This window comes from Staphylococcus sp. Ze2, assembly GCF_048568365.1.
GTDB lineage: Bacteria > Bacillota > Bacilli > Staphylococcales > Staphylococcaceae > Staphylococcus > Staphylococcus xylosus.
Window position 1 is genome coordinate 1,896,631 of the sequence record NZ_CP183486.1, and the last position, 17,259, is coordinate 1,913,889.

Below are 17,259 nucleotides of genomic sequence, written 5' to 3' on the forward strand. Positions count from 1 at the left end.
GTACGTTCGTTTTTAAAACTATACATTAGTTATTCTTATATAAATCTTGATAAATTGCAAGTATCAAATCAATTTTCAGCAGATAAATACTTTTCATTCGAAATTTTTATTCGTATTATGATGCTCTTATGTGGTAAAATAATTTTAATGTCATTAAAGGATGTGGATTATATATGATGATTGTAATCATGTTAATACTAAGTTACCTCATTGGTGCTTTTCCAAGTGGCTATGTAATAGGTAAATTATTTTTCAAAAAAGATATTCGACAATTTGGTAGTGGCAATACCGGCGCAACAAATAGCTTTAGAGTACTAGGAAAACCCGCTGGATTTTTAGTTACTTTTCTAGATATATTTAAAGGTTTTATTGTGGTCTTTTTCCCACTATGGTTGCCTGTTCATGCGGAAGGCACAATAAGTACATTTTTCACAAATGGACTTATCGTAGGCGCTTTCGCGATTCTAGGTCATGTATATCCGGTTTATCTTGGTTTTAAAGGCGGCAAAGCCGTTGCTACAAGTGCTGGTGTCATACTAGGAGTTAATCCTGTCTTATTATTAATATTAGCAGTAATTTTCTTTGGAATATTATATTTAACAAAGTATGTATCACTCTCAAGTATCATTGCATCAATTTGTTGTGTTATCGGTGCATTATTAATTCGAGACTATATCCTCTTTGTTGTTAGTATTGGTGTAGGCGTTCTACTGATAGTCAGACACCGTACTAATATTGTAAGAATATTCAAAGGTGAAGAACCTAAAATAAAATGGATGTAACTATTACAAAAGTCACAGTATAAAAACGAATAAATTATGCAAACAAACGCTAAGCTGGGACATGAAGATGTTTCCAGCTTTTTAACATTGTATCTATTATACTACGTAAGTAACGTTTTATCATAGTATTTCTATAGTTCATATTTTTGTAAATCATTTGTCGAAATTAATCGAAAAATTATGTTATACTACTTTTAACATTACTCAAAGTGGGTATTGTATAAATTACTAATTTAAAAATTAGTAACCAACGTTCATAAGTGAAATCTTATGAATCGAAAGGAGACTTTTATTATGGAAATAGAACTTTCAGATAATGCTGTATCTTGGTTTAAGGAAGAACTAGATTTACCAGAAGATGACAAAGTCTTACAATTCTTTGTACGTTATGGCGGAGAATTCCAACTCAAACAAGGGTTTAGTCCTGCTTTCAGTGTAGACAAGAAAAATGACGTAGAAATTGGTTACGAAAACCATTACGATGGATTAGATGTCGTAATCGCTGAAAAAGATTTATGGTATTTTGAAGACCACAATTTATATATTGATGTTAGTAATAGTATTGATGAAATTTCGTATGCCACAAAATAAACCATAAATTATTCCAAGGTTTTTTAATTTCCTTGGCCTTCATTTTTGGAAATAAGCGTATGAAATCTTTATATATTTTAAATAAATCACAATAAATAGTAATAAAAAGCGTTCGGGTCTTCACCCGAACGCTTTTTATTTAACTTAATACTAGTTTTAATAGTGTTGAATAATACGTATGTCTTAGATATTTCAACGTGCTAGTTGCTATAACCAACACATCCCTTATATACCTTTAATCACTTCTAGATTTTCCCCTGCCTTATTTCTTTCAGCAACATCACTATATACAGCGTGCCATTCAGGAAAATATCTATCTAATCGAATTGGCTTGAAGTCTTCTTTTTTAATACAAGTCAATGTAGTTGATCCTGTCGTAGCTAATTCTCCAGCTTCATTGTATATTTCATAGCAATATATAGATCGTAATCTAGAATATTTTTCAACCCATGTTTTGATTTTTACGGTTTCTGGATAAAAAATAGATTTGATATATTTAATGTCTAAATCAACAACTGGAGAAATAACACCTGAATCCTCCATAGCTTTGTAACTAAAACCTAATTTAGAGATATAATCTGTACGCGCTACCTCAAACCAAGTAGGATAATTACCATGATAAATCACGCCCATTTGGTCAGTCTCTGAATACCGTGATTCAATTTGTGTCATACTGTAAATCATTATAAACGTCCTCTTTTCAATTGTTCATCTTATATCTTATTATTTACTATTAAATATTAACATAAAAAATTAACTATAGCATTCTACCAGTTCCTCGCTAAGTAGTACTCCAATTAAATAATCTTTAACTTCTTCTATATTGATTATACAAACATCATTTACAGATAATGATAGTTCAAAATACCGCTAAACCATACCATTTATTCTGATATATAAATTAAAGTATTTACGTCTTATATTCATACACCTTCAATAACAACTTTGAGGCTGAGACATATCTTTGTATGCCCCAGCCTCATTAAAATCTTTATTATTTAATTATTAGTACTTTGAACCGTAAAATTATTCAGCTAATTTATTTCTTAATACTAATTGAAGAATACCACCGTGACGGTAATAATCCATTTCAACATTAGAATCGAAACGAGCCATTGCTTCAAACTCTATTACGTCACCATTTTCTTTTTTAGCTTGTACTTTTACAAGATCATGCGGTTTTACATTTTCATCGATATCTACGGAAATAACTTCAGTACCATCGATGCCAAGGCTATCCGCGGATTCGCCTTCTTTGAATTGCAATGGTAATACACCCATCATTACTAAGTTTGAACGATGGATACGTTCATAACTTTGCGCGATAACTGTTTTAACACCTAATAAGTTTGTCCCTTTAGCTGCCCAGTCACGAGATGAACCCATACCGTAATCATTACCAGCTAAAACAACTAAACCTGTGCCGTCTTCTTTATATTTCATAGCAGCATCAAATATTGACATTTGTTCACCTGTTGGCCAGTAAGTTGTGAAACCACCTTCAGTTCCTGGCGCTAATTGGTTTTTAATACGGATATTCGCAAATGTACCACGTACCATTACTTCATGGTTACCACGACGTGAACCATATGAGTTAAATTGACGAATAGGAACACCATGTTCAAGTAAATATTTACCTGCAGGCGTATCTTTACCAATTGCACCCGCTGGAGAAATATGGTCAGTTGTTACTGAATCTCCAAATTTACCCATAACTCTTAAATCTTTTAATGAATCAATAGTACCTGGTTCTTTAGAAAGACCTTGGAAGAATGAAGGATTTTGAATATAAGTTGATTCAGGATCAAAGTCATATAGTGGTTGATCCGTAACATCAATTTCATTCCACATTTCATTATTATTGTATACAGTTTCATATTCTTCTTTAAATAGTTTCGGAGTCACTACTGTATCAACAGTGTCTGAAACTTCTTTAATTGATGGCCAGATATCTTTTAAGTAAACATCTTCTCCATCTTTACCTTTACCAAGTGGTTCATTTTGTAAATCGATATCCACAGTTCCTGCTAATGCATATGCAACAACTAATTGTGGTGAAGCTAAGTAGTTGGCTTTAACTAATGGATGAATACGACCTTCAAAGTTACGGTTACCTGATAATACAGAAGTGACAAGTAAATCTTCGTCAGCAATTGCTTTTTCAATTTCTTCTAGTAATGGGCCAGAGTTTCCGATACAAGTTGTACAACCATAACCAACAAGATTAAAGCCTAAATCATCAAGGTATTCAGTCAAACCTGAATCTCTTAAATATCCAGTAACAACTTTAGAACCTGGCGCTAATGATGTTTTAACATATTCAGGAACTTTCAATCCTTTTTCTACTGCTTTCTTAGCAACTAGTCCTGCGCCTAACATAACATACGGGTTAGATGTATTTGTACATGACGTAATTGCTGCAATCGCTAAATCACCAGTTTTCATTGTAGTTGATGTACCGTCTTTAAATTCGATTGTTGCAGTTTTATCGAATTCACTTTCATCAAAACCATGACCTTGGTTACCTGCTGGTGCAGTAACTGATTTTTCAAATTCTTTCTTCATATCACTTAAGAAAATTAAATCTTGCGGACGTTTTGGTCCTGATAATGATGGTTCAACAGTAGATAAATCTAATTCAACTACATCAGTGTATTCTGGGTCTTCTTTTTCAACAGTGAAGAACATGCTGTTTTCTTCTAAATATTTTTTCACAAGATCGATTTGTTCATCATTACGACCTGTTAAACGCATGTATTTCAATGCTTCTTCGTCTACTGGGAAGAAACCACAAGTAGCACCATATTCTGGAGCCATGTTAGCAATTGTTGCACGATCTGCTAATGGTAAGTGTTGTACACCTGGACCAAAGAATTCTACAAATTTTCCAACTACACCTTTTTTACGTAATTCTTGTGTTACACGTAAGGCTAAGTCTGTTGCAGTCGCACCTTGAGGTAACGCATTAGATAGTTTAACCCCGATCACTTCAGGAATTGGGAAATATGATGGTTGACCAAGCATGCCAGCCTCGGCTTCAATACCACCTACGCCCCATCCTAATACACCAAGACCATTAATCATTGTTGTATGTGAGTCAGTACCTACTAATGTGTCAGGGAATGCTACTGTTTCTCCATCTACATCACGTGCATGTACAACATTAGCTAAATACTCTAAGTTAACTTGGTGAACAATACCAGTTGCTGGTGGTACAGCGCTGTAGTTGTTAAATGCTTTTGTAGCCCAATTTAAAAATTGATAACGTTCATAGTTTCTTTCAAATTCTAATTTCATATTGCGCTCTAACGCCTCTGGATTTGCATAGCTATCAACTTGAACTGAGTGGTCAATAACTAAATCTACAGGTACTTCAGGATTAATTTTATTTAAATCTCCGCCTACATCATTCATTGCTTTACGTAATGACGCCAAGTCAACCACTGCAGGTACACCTGTAAAGTCTTGTAAGATAACACGAGAAGGTTTAAATGGTACTTCACCTTCAGTGCCTTTAGTAAATTCTGATAACGCTTTAATATGTTCATCAGTAATTACAAAACCATCCTCTTGTCTTAGTACAGATTCTAGTAATACTCTAATTGAATATGGCAATTTCGAAACTTTCGTTAAGCCTTGTTCTTCTAAAGTGTTCAAATCATAAAAAGTATATGATTTGCCGTTTAACTCAAACGATTTTTTCGATTGCTGTTTAATATTAGAAGCCATATAAATCCCCCTTGAAATTTTTGTAATATATATGCTGTTATTTAAATTGTATAATTATATGTAACTTAAAACAACTAGCTAAAGCCAGAAACATCTATAATTTAGATTTGAATTTTCAATCAGTATATATAAGCAAAACTTATCTTGAGTCTAATGTGTAATAAGTTATTATTATCAATTGAGAATCATTATCATCCTATTGTCGCACAATCCTTTAACTTTAAATAAAAAAACTGGGCATCCTAATGGATACCCAGTAATAAATTATAAAGTATATTTATCAATCATTTTTTTCTGCATTTCTAAGTGGTTTACGTTGTTCAATAATATCGTCTTCATAATCTTCTTGTTGATGCTGTAAATAATCTTGTAATCTATGCTTATTAGGTGTCAATGTTAAACCTAAGAATTTACGTTCTTGGTTAGCATCTTTATAGAATGAAATCATCATCATGATTACTACAAATGAGAATGGCAAGGCACTTATAATGGCGGCACTTTGAATTGCGTTCAGAGCCTCAGCGCCATTACCTCCACCTGCAAATAGTAATACAAATGCGATTAACGATTGCGCAACACCCCATGTCATTTTAACAACGTTTGATGGCTCTAACGAACCGTAAGTCGTTTGCATACCTAATACAAAGGTTGCGGAGTCAGCCGATGTAATAAAGAATGATGCAATTAATACCAAAGCAATGATAGATAATATCATACCCAATGGTATTTCATTAAACACTCCGAAAAGTTGTGTTTCAGCAGTCATATCGAATAATTCTGGATTTTTCTTACCAGTTTCAATACCTAATACACCAAATACACTAAACCAAACGAAACTTACAAGAGCTGGTACTAGCAATACGCCTCCTATAAATTCACGTATAGAACGTCCTTTTGATACACGTGCAATGAATATACCTACGAATGGGCTCCAACTTAACCACCAACCCCAATAGTAAAGTGTCCAACTAGACATCCATTCACGTTTTTGAGGATTTTGTGCTGCAGTGTCAAACGTATTCAATAAGAATGAGTTTAACAAACTACCTGCAGAGCTCGTCATCATATTTAAAATCAATACTGTAGGTCCAATAATAAGTACAGCAATCATTAAGACTGCACCTAAACTAATGTTTAAGTTACTTAAATATTGAATACCTTTACTTAATCCAGACCAAGCACTCATCATAAATAAAATTGTTACTACTACTATGATTATAGCTTGTACCCAAACGTTATTTGGTATACCGAATAAATAATTAAGCCCACCATTAATTTGTAAGGCACCCATACCTAGTGATACGGCGACACCTACTACTGTTGCAAATACAGCAAGTACATCAATGATTGTCCCAATTGGGCCTTCAACTTTGTTACCTAAGATAGGACGTAATGTTCTTGAAATAAGTCCTGGTTCGCCTTTTCTAAATTGAGCATATGCTAGTGCTAATGCAACAACACCATATATTGCCCACGCATGGAATCCCCAATGGAAGAATGTTGAACGTAATGCTTCTGTATATGCTGCTGTCGTTTTCGGTTCTGCATTTGGCGGAGCTGCAAAATCAGCCATTGGTTCTGCTGCACCGTAAAATACAAGTCCAATCCCCATACCAGCACTGAATAACATCGCAAACCATGAAATTGTATTAAATTCAGGTTTGTCATTTGGTTTACCTAATTTTAATTTCCCAATAGGACTAAAAATTAGAAATACACAGAAGAAAACTATAAACGTTGTAAGAATTAGGTAATACCATCCAAGTTTATCAGTAATCCATAGTTTAATCGTATTCGTAACATAATCAAATTGACCCGGCAATACTGCACCGATAATAACTACGATTGCTACGATGATAGCACTATAAATAAAAACTGGAGATATCTTCTTACCATTAGGCTGGTTACTAGAAGAATTCATAATTAATTACTCCCTTTCTTATCATATTAAATTTTCAAGCCAAATAGAACTTTCATTTTCCAAAAAGATTCTATTTATGTATTAACCACGTATTAGAATAACAAAACAATGCGGTAATATCAAATTTCGTTAAAAAAACTATTCTCTTACTTTTAAATATATTGTATAATAATCTTTAAATTTAATAAAAAGGGAGTTAATCATATGTTTCAAGAATTTAAAGAATTCGCATTAAAAGGCAATGTCCTTGACTTAGCAGTAGCTGTAGTTATGGGTGCAGCATTCAACAAAATTGTGACAGCTTTAGTTTCATTTATTATTATGCCATTAATCGGCTTAATATTCGGTACTGTTGATTTTGCTAAGAGCTGGTCATTCATGGGAATCAAATATGGTATGTTCGTTCAGTCAATCATAGACTTTATCATTATTGCATTTGCATTATTTATCTTTGTGAAAATAGCTAATACGCTAATGAAAAAAGAAGAAGAAGAGGAAATCGAAGAAAATACAGTTTTACTTACTGAAATACGTGATTTACTACGTGAAAAAAATTAATTTAAAACACGAAAAACGAGAGTCCTAGCAGAACGACAACTACTAGAACTCTTTTTATTTATTTCATTTCATTAAAATTCTTACACTTTTTATTTAAAGATATTTTGCCATATAATATTAAATTATTGTTTCTTAAAAGTTGTCGTACTTTGATATTGTTCCGAAGCTACTTCTAAAATAAGAGGAATTCTTTGTTTCAATTCACTTACATGTGAAATGATTCCCACCATTCTACCCGTTGATTTTAAACTTAATAGTGTATCCAAAGCTGTTTCTAAAGTTTCTTGATCTAATGTTCCAAACCCTTCATCGACAAACATAGAATCTAATGCAATGCCACCTGACTCTTGTTGAACTATTTCACTCAAACCTAAAGCTAAGGCTAACGAAGCTTGAAAAGTTTCCCCTCCAGATAATGAACTAATATGCCTAGATTGATTAGAATGTGCGTCAAATACATCAATCTCAAGCCCACTGTATCCAAGTGAAACTTGTGATCTTCGCGTCAACTGGTACCGTTGACCTGTCATTAAAGATAAACGTTGATTAGCTTGAGCTAAAATTCTTTCCAAATAATAAATTAACACATAATTTTCTAATGTTAATTTTTGTTCATTTTTCCCTGCTAAAATTTCTGCTAATTGAAAAACTTCTTGTTGTGTTTTTAATTCACTTTCTAATTTACTAATTATATCTCTAATTTCACTTATTTTTTTATTATTAAACGTAACTTTATACTCATGTTGACTCAATTCAGTAGAGATGACTTCATACGCTTGTTGCTGTTGTTCAAAAACTTCCATTAAATGTCGAGTATCTTCTAACTTTTTATCAGAAATCTCATCTTTTAATTGTGAGATTATTAATTCAAAAGATTGTCTTGATTTATTAAATTTAGTTATTTCATTTTCTAATGCTTCTTTTTCACTAACTTTAGAAACTGTATTATATACTTGTTCTAAATCTGCGAAACCAATACGCTGCATCTCATCTTCAATTTTCACACTTACATTTTTAATTTCTTGCTCAATTTCAGATAAATTATTATCTAAATGATTTTTATTATTTTGTTCTATAGCAAGTTCACTCTTATACTGCTGTATATTATTCTCTAATTCACGTAGGTTTTTTTCATATTTCTCAATTTCACTTTGATTATTTTCAAAAACTTCTATGAAAGCATTAACGTCAGTATAACCAGTAGTATTTTCAAAATCATTTATAGCAATTTCAAGTTCTTTTAAATTATGTTGCTTAGTTTTCTTATCTAATTCTAATTGATGATACTGGTGTTCATTTTGTTGTTGTAATTCCCTTAATTCAACAATCTCTTCATTTTCCTTTTCAATTGTATGTTTTTGTTCTGTTTTCTCCTTAACTTCCATCTCAAGTTCATGATAGTTTATCTTTTCTAGTTTATCTTCATCAAATTTTGCCAACTGTTCTTCAATATAATTCAGTTCACTTTCAACTTTAATGCTATCTCCAATTGCATCATTTTTCTTTTGTTCTAACCGAGAAAGACTCTGGTGTCGTGCAGTTATATCATCAAAATCAATATGTTGTACTATAGTATGGACTTGATTACCACAAATTGGGCAAGTGTCTCCAACATTTATTGCGGATTGCAAAGTACTAATCAAATCTTGCTTATTATTTAAATCTATACTTGTTTTATCTATTTTTTTATAAGCTTCGGTTAGCTGCTGAATCTCATCATTTAACTTTTCACTGTAATTTGCTTTTTGATGTTTTCTTTCTAGTAATTGAAGGTATTCTTTTTTATCAAGTTCATTTTGTTTTAGTACTGTAACTTCATTATTCAACTTATGAATTGTTTCGTTTACTTGCTCTATTTTTTTGTAGTTCGGTACTCTACCATTGAGTTTGCCTTTAATTTCATCTAATTGCTGTATTTGTGTGTCTAACTTTATTTGAAGCGATGCAAAACCTTCTTTAAGTGATTGTTGCTCTTCATAAGCCGATTTGTACTTCTGAGATCTTTCGAAAAAAAGTTTTGTCTTTTCAATAAAGTTTTTACTATCTGTTATTTTACCTGACTCGTTTTTATGTACTTCTAACTGTTCAACTGCTTTTTTTATTTGAATTTCAAGTTCTGAAATAATTTCTATTTTCTTATTGATATCTTCTTTTATTTTTTGTTTCTTTGTATATAATTCGTCTTTAGATTCCAATAAATTAGCAATTGGCCTTACTTCGTTTATTGCATTCAAACGGTTTATTTTTTCATTTATTTCATTTTCACGAGTCAATAGTTGCTCATAATTTTGCTGGTTTTCTGCTAACTTGTTTAATGTTTCTTCTAATTTTTGATTGTTTTTCAAACAAACTTCAGCATCATTTAACTTTGCTTTATGTTCAACCTTTTGTTGTGTTAATTTATGCTGAATTTGTTCCGCTTTTTCACCAAATACATTCAATACTTTAAGCACTTGATTTGTTTGTCTTGGATTAATGGATTTATTCTCAATTAAAGTTTCATCATCGAATGTTTCTAAATCGAGCCAATTAGTTTCCAACAAATGATATTTTTGTTCTATTTGCTCTCTAACTTCTTTCACATCTTCAGATAAGTTTTTTTGTATTTCTTCAAAGCGCTGACTATTAAAAAGTGTTCTTAGTATTTCTTGTTTTTCAGAACTTTTTGATAATAAAAATCTTTTAAACTCACCTTGAGGTAAGATAAATAATTGCCTAAATTGCTCAGCGTTTACTCCTAATAATTCTTTAATAAATTGATTACCATTCGTTATTTTACTTTCTCTAAGCTCATACTCTTCAGTTTCCATTTGATACACAGCAAGTTGACCGAGTGTTTTATTCTTATTACCTTCTTTAACAAAAGCCCCTTGTCTTTTTATTTTGAAATATTGATTTCTTAATTTGAATTCAAATTCTACTACCATAGGTTTCTTACTTTCAGCAAAATGACTTCTTAAATCGCCTTCTTTTCTATCTTTTGTAGAGGCTTCTCCAAACAAAGCATAGACAATAGCGTCAAAAATCATCGTTTTTCCCGAACCAGTTTTACCACTAATTAAAAATAATTGGTTATTATCCACATAATTAAAATCAATTATTTCATTTAGAAAAGGACCAAAATTATTTAATTTAAGAGTTATTGGTCTCATTTATTTAGAACCTCCTTCTAACATTTCACGCATTACATTCTCAATTTTCTCTTTTTGGTGAGTTGTTAATTGTTCATCTGTCATGTTTTGATAAAAATTATCTATAATAGTCTCGTCATCAAGCTTTTGTATTTCAATATTTTCGTGATGTAACGATGTATTAAATTCAAAGGTTTGATTAGTTAGCGCTAGTGTATTTGGATAAATTCGCTTTAAATGCATCATTGGATCATTCACGTGTGACATATGTTTTAATTTAAAATGCATATAGTTTTCTTTATTTTTAACTTCTAAATTCTCTTGTATCGCATCTTCATAATCACCTTCTATCACTTCTAATTGTCTTAAAGGCTTCAAAGGTATAAATTTATCTTTTATATCATTTTTATTTATTACAATAGTTCTATAACCTTTAGGTTGACTCACTTCTGAAAATGAATATTGTAATATAGATCCACTATAATTTATAAAATTTGATTCGATACTAAATGGATGATGTAAATGACCTAATAATACTCTGTCGAATTGCTGAAACAACTTCTCTTCAACTGATTCTACTGTTCCAATAGTTAGTGGTCTCTCAGAATCCGAACGTATGGCGCCTTGCACTGTTAAATGCCCAATGAACATATTTATTCTATGCTCATTAATCACTTCACTCATTTGATTCAATGCATGTGCAAGCGCCTGTTGGTGTGTTTCAATTTCTTCATCATCGAAATGGTATTGCATCTCATTAATCGTTGCAAATGGTAATGTATAAAAGTCTACATCACCTATTGAAATAGGATTTTGCATATCATTTAAACTCGTACGAATATACATATTTGATTTTTCAAACCACTTAGCGCCGTAATTCAATCTTTCTTTACTATCATGATTACCATTAATTAAAATTAATGGAATATTCATTTCAAGATTCAAGGTATCAATCGTCTGCTCTAACAATTTAATCGCATTTTTATTAGGGTAACTTGTGTCGTATAAATCTCCAGCAACAACGATTACATCAGGTCTTTCCTCACGCATCGCTTCAATAAATTGTTCCAATATGTATGATTGATCTTCTAACAACGACTTACCATTTAAAATTCTACCTAAATGCCAATCCGCCGTATGTACAATTTTCATTTCAACACTCCTTTTCAGAACATTTGTTCGTCAACTTATTATATTATCATTTATCATACATCAAGCCTATTAAAAACGAAGTATTCGCGACAGCAATCTAATTTATTTAAAAGATTACGTCTCCCGCTATTTAGTAGACTAGAATTGATGTATCTAAAAATTTCACTTGAACCATTGCTCATTTAATGATTAAGGCTGAGACAATTAATTTGTCCCAGCCCCATTTATAACTTATTGAATTAAAGTTCTTTTCACTTTTTTATATTTGTATAACATCGCTAAACGCCAAGGTACAATCATGCAAAACGCAAGTAGGAAAAACATTCCTGCAATTTCGCCGGGATCTATCTGATTACTTATAAATATTTTAATTATTGTACGTACCAGAAGTAACGTTATAAGAATTATAGGAAAGGCTTTTGATCGTTTCATATAAATTTCACTACCTTGTTTTTCAAACCTAGATGTCCAAATTAAAATTGTAGAAAATAAAATACCTAGAATAATACATTCTACTATTTCAAAACCTGTCAACCTAAAATATGGAACGACGTACATTAATGCCCCCGTTGCCATAAAAAAAGGTGGTAATATGATTTTCTTTTCATTTACTGGAAAATGCTGTGCTTTCATTCGCACAATTATAACACCTATTCCCATTAGAAATGCAAATACAATGGAAAATATTAAATATAACATGCTTACACCTACTTTAAGTTTCTACAAGATGATATTCACTTTGGTTAGTATATCATTTAAATAAATAATAATCAGTATTTGTACGTTCATTTTTATTTACTATTAACCAATAGCACGTATATTATATCTTAGTATTTTTAAAATTACTAAGAAAATCATTACAGATTAATTGAATATCATAGAAAAGTCCAAATAAAAATACGATAAGATAAGCCTATTTAAAAGCTAACCTTATCGTACTTTTATTTAAAAAGCATGTGTCTGGTTACATGCCGATAATGCATCATTTAAAGTGTATCTAAGATAATTCATATCATGAATTTGCATCGCATTATGATATTTCTTAAATGCCTCATCGGTCGGAAAGTTAATATGCATATTTGCTAGTCGATCAAGTACTTCTTTGTCTTCCATGTCATAAGCATCCTTCACTTATCGATACCTCCCTTATATATACATTATAACAAACCACATTTTAGAATCAATTATTTTCTGAATATTTCAATAAATTAATACAGCTATAATCTTATATAAACTCAATAACAATACTTTCAATTGCAAAATCAATCTAAAATTTATGTATATAAGCTCACTCAATTTGAAAAAAACAATTTCCAAAAGACAAACACCATGTAAAGATCACTAAATTCTATCCATAAGCAACAATAAAGTTCCTCTGCACACAAAAACAAGGGCTGACAACTACTCAATATAAGTAGCTGTCAGCCCTTTATTTATGCGCTATTTCTTCTTCTTCATAGCGTCTTCTTGATTTTTATTCATCATCGTCATCATTTGATTAATTTTCTTTTGAGATGGTTTTTGACCCATTTGCATCATCATCATACGTAGCATTTCTTCATTAATTGGCGGGTTCTTTTTAAGATAATCCATCATATATTTTCTTGCAAGGAAAAATCCACCGACTAATCCTAGAATTAGTGCTAACACGATTAATAATATTGCTAACCAAGTTGCCATTGTTTCACCCACTTTCCTATCCTAATGAATTTTACTAAAATTAGTGCCCCTTTTCAAGAGCAACTCAATTAATATAGTGTTTCGACTTATGTATTATACCAATTAAAAAATAACTTTGTAAATATAAGTATATTTTTATTTCTAAAAATAAAAATTGGTATGAGAACCTAGGCTCTCATACCAACAAATTAAGCTTAGTTACATAAATTAAAATGTTTGAATTTGATTCAATACATTTTCTTTTGTAAAGCCATATTTTTCAACAACTAAGTCTCCAGGCGCACTAGCACCAAAACCGTCGATACCGATAACTTTACCTTCAGTACCTACATATTTATGCCAACCAAGTGGTGAAGCCATTTCAATTGCTACACGTTTAGTAATTGATGATGGCAATACTGATTCTTTATATTCAGCAGTTTGTTGATCGAACGCATTCCAGTTTGGCATAGAAACAACACGTACACCTTTACCTTGTGCTTCTAAGTCTTTAGCAGCTTCAAGTGCTAAGTTAACTTCTGAACCTGTAGCTAATAATAAGAATTCTGGTTCTTTATCTGATTCAAATACTACATAAGCACCTTTACGTACGCCTTCTTCTACAGTTTCTTTCGGTAAATCCATAGTAGTAAGATTTTGACGAGTTAAAACAAGTGAAGTTGGTGCATCTTCAGATTCTAATGCTACTTCCCAAGCTACACGTGTTTCGTTACCATCGGCTGGACGAATAACATTCATGTTTGGAATAGCACGTAAACCAGCTAATTGTTCAATTGGTTCATGTGTAGGACCATCTTCTCCAACTGCAATTGAATCATGTGTAAAAATAAACGTTGAGTTTAATCCCATGATTGATGACAGACGTAATGCTGGTTTTAGGTAGTCACTAAACACAAAGAAAGTTGCGCCATAAGGGTGTAAACCACCATGTGCAGCCATACCATTTACTGCAGCGCCCATTGCAAATTCACGAACACCAAACCAAATATTTTTACCTTCTGGTGTATCTTTATCAAAATCTGTCGCATCTTTGACATTTGATTTATTTGAACCAGCTAAGTCCGCTGAACCGCCAAAGAATGAAGGTACAGTTTTACTTAAAGTTTGAATTACTTCACCAGAGTCAGCACGTGAAGCACCGCTATGTCCAGCTTCAAAGTGTGGTAACTCATCTTTATAGTTTTCTGGTAATTTACCGCTGATAGCCAATTTAAATTCTTCAGCTAATTCAGGATATTTATTACTATACTCTTCAACAAGTTTATTCCATGCTTCTTCTTTTTCGTTAGCACGTTTCAACATACTTTGTTGGAAAATTTCATAAACTTCTTCTGGAACATTGAAACGTTTTTCAGGGTCTAAACCATAGTTTTCAAGTGTTAATTTTCTTTCATCCTCACCAAGTGGCGCACCGTGGACACCATGTGAAGCTTGTTTATTAGGAGCACCAAAACCAATAATCGTTTTAATTTCAATAATTGTTGGTACATCTTGAGATTTAGCTTCTTCAATCGCTTTATCGATTGCGTCTAAATCATTACCTTCTTCAACTAAAATGTGCTTCCAACCATAGGCTTCAAAACGACCTTTAACATCTTCAGAAAAGGCTTTATCTAAATCTCCATCTAATGAGATATCATTTGAATCATATAAAACAATCAATTTGTCTAATTGGTTATGTCCTGCTAATGAAGCTGCTTCGTGAGAAATACCTTCCATTAAGTCACCATCTGAAGCAAGTACATATGTGTAATGGTCAACAACTTTAGCATCTTCTTTATTAAATTTACCTGCTAAGTGTTTTTCAGCCATAGCCATACCAACAGACATAGCAAATCCTTGTCCAAGTGGACCAGTTGTAACTTCTACACCATCAGTGTGTCTAAACTCTGGATGTCCCGGTGTTTTAGAACCCCATTGTCTAAATTCTTTTAACTCTTCTAATTCTAAACTACCTGAAACATGTAATAGGCTATATAATAACGCAGAACCATGTCCAGCAGATAATACAAAACGATCTCTATCGAAGAAATCTTTTGATTGGGGATTAAAATTTAAGTGACGTGTCCATAATGTGTACGCCATAGGAGCCGCACCCATTGGTAATCCAGGGTGTCCTGAATTTGCTTGTTCAACTGCATCGATACTTAGCGCTCTAATCGTATCTACCGCTAATTGATCTTTTTCTTTATTCATCTAAATGACTTCCTTTCTTCTAGCAAGTTTCTATCTCATTATACCTTATTTGGTATCTATTTAACAAAAAAATGATTTAGTTTTTATCTTCTTTATTTTTAGAATCTAATATATTTTTCACTTTATCAGGTGTTACATCATTTCCTTCAGGATCTATGACTCTTGTATTTTCAATTTGTTGCTTAAATTTTTCTCTAAATGAATCTAAGTAAGCTTTTCTCAATTTAGATTGTTCTTTAGCTTCTTTTTCAGTCAAGCCTTTTTCTTTTTTCTTTTTTGCTAATTCATTTATGCGTTGTAAATCTACACCGTCTTTTTCAGCCATAATAAACCTCCGAAATTATTTATATAGAAAAATATAACAAAAAAGTGAACGAAACTAAATGGTTTCGCTCACAAAAAATACTATTATTAACAGTTCTATATAATAAAAAATTCATGCCACTATCAGTTATTAGTGAACAGCTGCCATCACTTGTTGTGAACTTTGTTCGCCTTGTATTTTAGTTTCGCTATTATCTTGTTCGCTAATTACTGATTCACTTGTTATTTGATGGTCAGTCATTTCGTACGTCTGTTCTGAATTAGCACTATTGTGTGCACTTAATATAAATAAGGCGCAAAGTATCATCGTCACTATTAATACTATAAAATAAGTCTTCATTTGCGATTTATAGTTCTTTATCATTCATAACCACTCCTAGAACGTTTGTTTGTATACAAACCTTATCAGAACATCTGTTCTATGTCAACGACCAAACGAACAAACGTTTGTAAAAACGTTATGAGCATGCTATAATTAAGCTAAATTAAATTAGGGAGTGCCTATTATGAGAGAGTTAACTAAACGACAAAATGAAATTTTTGAATATATCAAGCAAACCGTTCAATCCAAAGGATATCCACCGAGCGTTAGAGAAATTGGAGAAGCTGTCGGATTAGCATCTAGTTCTACAGTTCATGGCCACCTATCTAGATTAGAGGAAAAAGGTTACATTAGAAGGGACCCGACTAAGCCTCGTGCCATAGAGATTGTGTCAGAACAATTAGGTGAATCAGTTAATATGGAAGAAACAATACACGTTCCTGTTATAGGGAAAGTAACTGCGGGCGTACCTATTTCTGCAGTTGAAAATGTTGAAGAATACTTCCCATTACCGGAACATTTCACTTCAACCCATAATAGCGATATATTCATCTTAAATGTTGTTGGTGACAGTATGATTGAAGCCGGTATTCTGGATGGAGATAAAGTTATCGTAAGAAGCCAAACGATTGCAGAGAATGGCGATATTATCGTTGCAATGACAGAAGAGAATGAAGCGACTGTTAAGCGTTTCTATAAAGAAAAAAGTCGTTATCGCTTACAACCGGAAAATAGTGCAATGGCTCCGATTTACCTTGATAATGTAACCGTACTAGGAAAAGTCGTGGGATTATTTAGAGAAATGTAATTGATATTTCGACCAATGCTAACACTCTCAAAAAAAAAGAGGATGCGCTCATCGCGCACCCTCTC

Annotated in this window: 15 protein-coding genes; 4 read left to right on the forward strand and 11 right to left on the reverse strand. The window is 32.1% G+C overall.

Annotation, left to right across the window (positions count from 1 at the left end; all coding sequences use genetic code 11):
• Positions 1-173: 173 nt before the first annotated feature.
• Positions 174-782 (forward strand): glycerol-3-phosphate 1-O-acyltransferase PlsY, encoded by a 609-nt coding sequence (gene plsY / locus ACM591_RS08970; protein ID WP_029377384.1) that lies wholly within the window; start codon positions 174-176, stop codon positions 780-782.
• 294 nt (positions 783-1,076) lie between these two features.
• On the forward strand, positions 1,077-1,373 hold the full coding sequence (locus ACM591_RS08975; RefSeq protein WP_017724387.1) for a HesB/YadR/YfhF family protein: 297 nt from the start codon (positions 1,077-1,079) through the stop codon (positions 1,371-1,373).
• Between the two features lie 225 nt (positions 1,374-1,598).
• Here the strand turns inward: ACM591_RS08975 and menI are convergent, their stop codons facing one another.
• From menI to ACM591_RS08990, 3 genes are all read right to left on the reverse strand, one after another.
• Complete coding sequence (gene menI / locus ACM591_RS08980) at positions 1,599-2,057, reverse strand: 1,4-dihydroxy-2-naphthoyl-CoA hydrolase MenI (protein ID WP_029377385.1); 459 nt, start codon at positions 2,055-2,057, stop codon at positions 1,599-1,601.
• A gap of 342 nt (positions 2,058-2,399) precedes the next feature.
• Positions 2,400-5,102 (reverse strand): aconitate hydratase AcnA, encoded by a 2,703-nt coding sequence (gene acnA / locus ACM591_RS08985; RefSeq protein WP_029377386.1) that lies wholly within the window; start codon positions 5,100-5,102, stop codon positions 2,400-2,402.
• A gap of 280 nt (positions 5,103-5,382) precedes the next feature.
• Positions 5,383-7,023 carry a BCCT family transporter gene (locus tag ACM591_RS08990; RefSeq protein WP_029377387.1) on the reverse strand — a complete coding sequence of 547 codons (1,641 nt, stop codon included), beginning with the start codon at positions 7,021-7,023 and terminating at the stop codon, positions 5,383-5,385.
• A 204-nt stretch (positions 7,024-7,227) separates the two neighbouring features.
• Here ACM591_RS08990 and mscL point away from each other — a divergent pair, with 204 nt between their 5' ends.
• A complete protein-coding gene (mscL, locus tag ACM591_RS08995; protein WP_029377388.1) occupies positions 7,228-7,581 on the forward strand; it encodes a large conductance mechanosensitive channel protein MscL in 354 nt (117 codons plus the stop codon).
• A 122-nt stretch (positions 7,582-7,703) separates the two neighbouring features.
• Here the strand turns inward: mscL and sbcC are convergent, their stop codons facing one another.
• The 8 genes from sbcC to sosA form a co-directional block, all read right to left on the reverse strand.
• Positions 7,704-10,733, reverse strand: a complete 3,030-nt coding sequence (gene sbcC / locus ACM591_RS09000) for an exonuclease subunit SbcC (protein WP_418354370.1) — start codon at positions 10,731-10,733, stop codon at positions 7,704-7,706.
• Positions 10,734-11,864 (reverse strand): exonuclease subunit SbcD, encoded by a 1,131-nt coding sequence (gene sbcD, locus ACM591_RS09005; protein ID WP_058625569.1) that lies wholly within the window; start codon positions 11,862-11,864, stop codon positions 10,734-10,736.
• A 231-nt stretch (positions 11,865-12,095) separates the two neighbouring features.
• Complete coding sequence (locus ACM591_RS09010; protein WP_029377391.1) at positions 12,096-12,563, reverse strand: CcdC family protein; 468 nt, start codon at positions 12,561-12,563, stop codon at positions 12,096-12,098.
• Positions 12,564-12,809: 246 nt separating this feature from the next.
• Entirely contained in the window at positions 12,810-12,995 is a 186-nt protein-coding gene (locus ACM591_RS09015) for a hypothetical protein (RefSeq protein ID WP_029377392.1), read from the reverse strand.
• Between the two features lie 309 nt (positions 12,996-13,304).
• On the reverse strand, positions 13,305-13,544 hold the full coding sequence (locus ACM591_RS09020) for a YneF family protein (protein WP_017724378.1): 240 nt from the start codon (positions 13,542-13,544) through the stop codon (positions 13,305-13,307).
• 207 nt (positions 13,545-13,751) lie between these two features.
• Positions 13,752-15,740, reverse strand: coding sequence for a transketolase (tkt, locus tag ACM591_RS09025; protein WP_029377393.1), 1,989 nt, complete (start codon positions 15,738-15,740; stop codon positions 13,752-13,754).
• 76 nt (positions 15,741-15,816) lie between these two features.
• Positions 15,817-16,065: a DUF896 domain-containing protein gene (locus ACM591_RS09030; RefSeq protein WP_029377395.1), complete on the reverse strand. Its 249-nt coding sequence runs from the start codon at positions 16,063-16,065 to the stop codon at positions 15,817-15,819.
• A 129-nt stretch (positions 16,066-16,194) separates the two neighbouring features.
• Positions 16,195-16,428 carry a DNA damage-induced cell division inhibitor SosA gene (sosA, locus tag ACM591_RS09035; RefSeq protein ID WP_029377396.1) on the reverse strand — a complete coding sequence of 78 codons (234 nt, stop codon included), beginning with the start codon at positions 16,426-16,428 and terminating at the stop codon, positions 16,195-16,197.
• 142 nt (positions 16,429-16,570) lie between these two features.
• Here sosA and lexA point away from each other — a divergent pair, with 142 nt between their 5' ends.
• On the forward strand, positions 16,571-17,194 hold the full coding sequence (lexA, locus tag ACM591_RS09040; RefSeq protein ID WP_029377397.1) for a transcriptional repressor LexA: 624 nt from the start codon (positions 16,571-16,573) through the stop codon (positions 17,192-17,194).
• The last annotated feature ends 65 nt before the right edge of the window (positions 17,195-17,259 follow it).

Bases quoted from the DNA above. Each gene is read 5' to 3' on its own strand.
- plsY (WP_029377384.1), top strand. From the start codon at position 174: ATGATGATTGTAATCATGTTAATACTAAGTTACCTCATTGGTGCTTTT.
- ACM591_RS08975 (WP_017724387.1), top strand. From the start codon at position 1,077: ATGGAAATAGAACTTTCAGATAATGCTGTATCTTGGTTTAAGGAAGAA.
- menI (WP_029377385.1), bottom strand. From the start codon at position 2,057: ATGATTTACAGTATGACACAAATTGAATCACGGTATTCAGAGACTGAC.
- acnA (WP_029377386.1), bottom strand. From the start codon at position 5,102: ATGGCTTCTAATATTAAACAGCAATCGAAAAAATCGTTTGAGTTAAAC.
- ACM591_RS08990 (WP_029377387.1), bottom strand. From the start codon at position 7,023: ATGAATTCTTCTAGTAACCAGCCTAATGGTAAGAAGATATCTCCAGTT.
- mscL (WP_029377388.1), top strand. From the start codon at position 7,228: ATGTTTCAAGAATTTAAAGAATTCGCATTAAAAGGCAATGTCCTTGAC.
- sbcC (WP_418354370.1), bottom strand. From the start codon at position 10,733: ATGAGACCAATAACTCTTAAATTAAATAATTTTGGTCCTTTTCTAAAT.
- sbcD (WP_058625569.1), bottom strand. From the start codon at position 11,864: ATGAAAATTGTACATACGGCGGATTGGCATTTAGGTAGAATTTTAAAT.
- ACM591_RS09010 (WP_029377391.1), bottom strand. From the start codon at position 12,563: ATGTTATATTTAATATTTTCCATTGTATTTGCATTTCTAATGGGAATA.
- ACM591_RS09020 (WP_017724378.1), bottom strand. From the start codon at position 13,544: ATGGCAACTTGGTTAGCAATATTATTAATCGTGTTAGCACTAATTCTA.
- tkt (WP_029377393.1), bottom strand. From the start codon at position 15,740: ATGAATAAAGAAAAAGATCAATTAGCGGTAGATACGATTAGAGCGCTA.
- ACM591_RS09030 (WP_029377395.1), bottom strand. From the start codon at position 16,065: ATGGCTGAAAAAGACGGTGTAGATTTACAACGCATAAATGAATTAGCA.
- sosA (WP_029377396.1), bottom strand. From the start codon at position 16,428: ATGATAAAGAACTATAAATCGCAAATGAAGACTTATTTTATAGTATTA.
- lexA (WP_029377397.1), top strand. From the start codon at position 16,571: ATGAGAGAGTTAACTAAACGACAAAATGAAATTTTTGAATATATCAAG.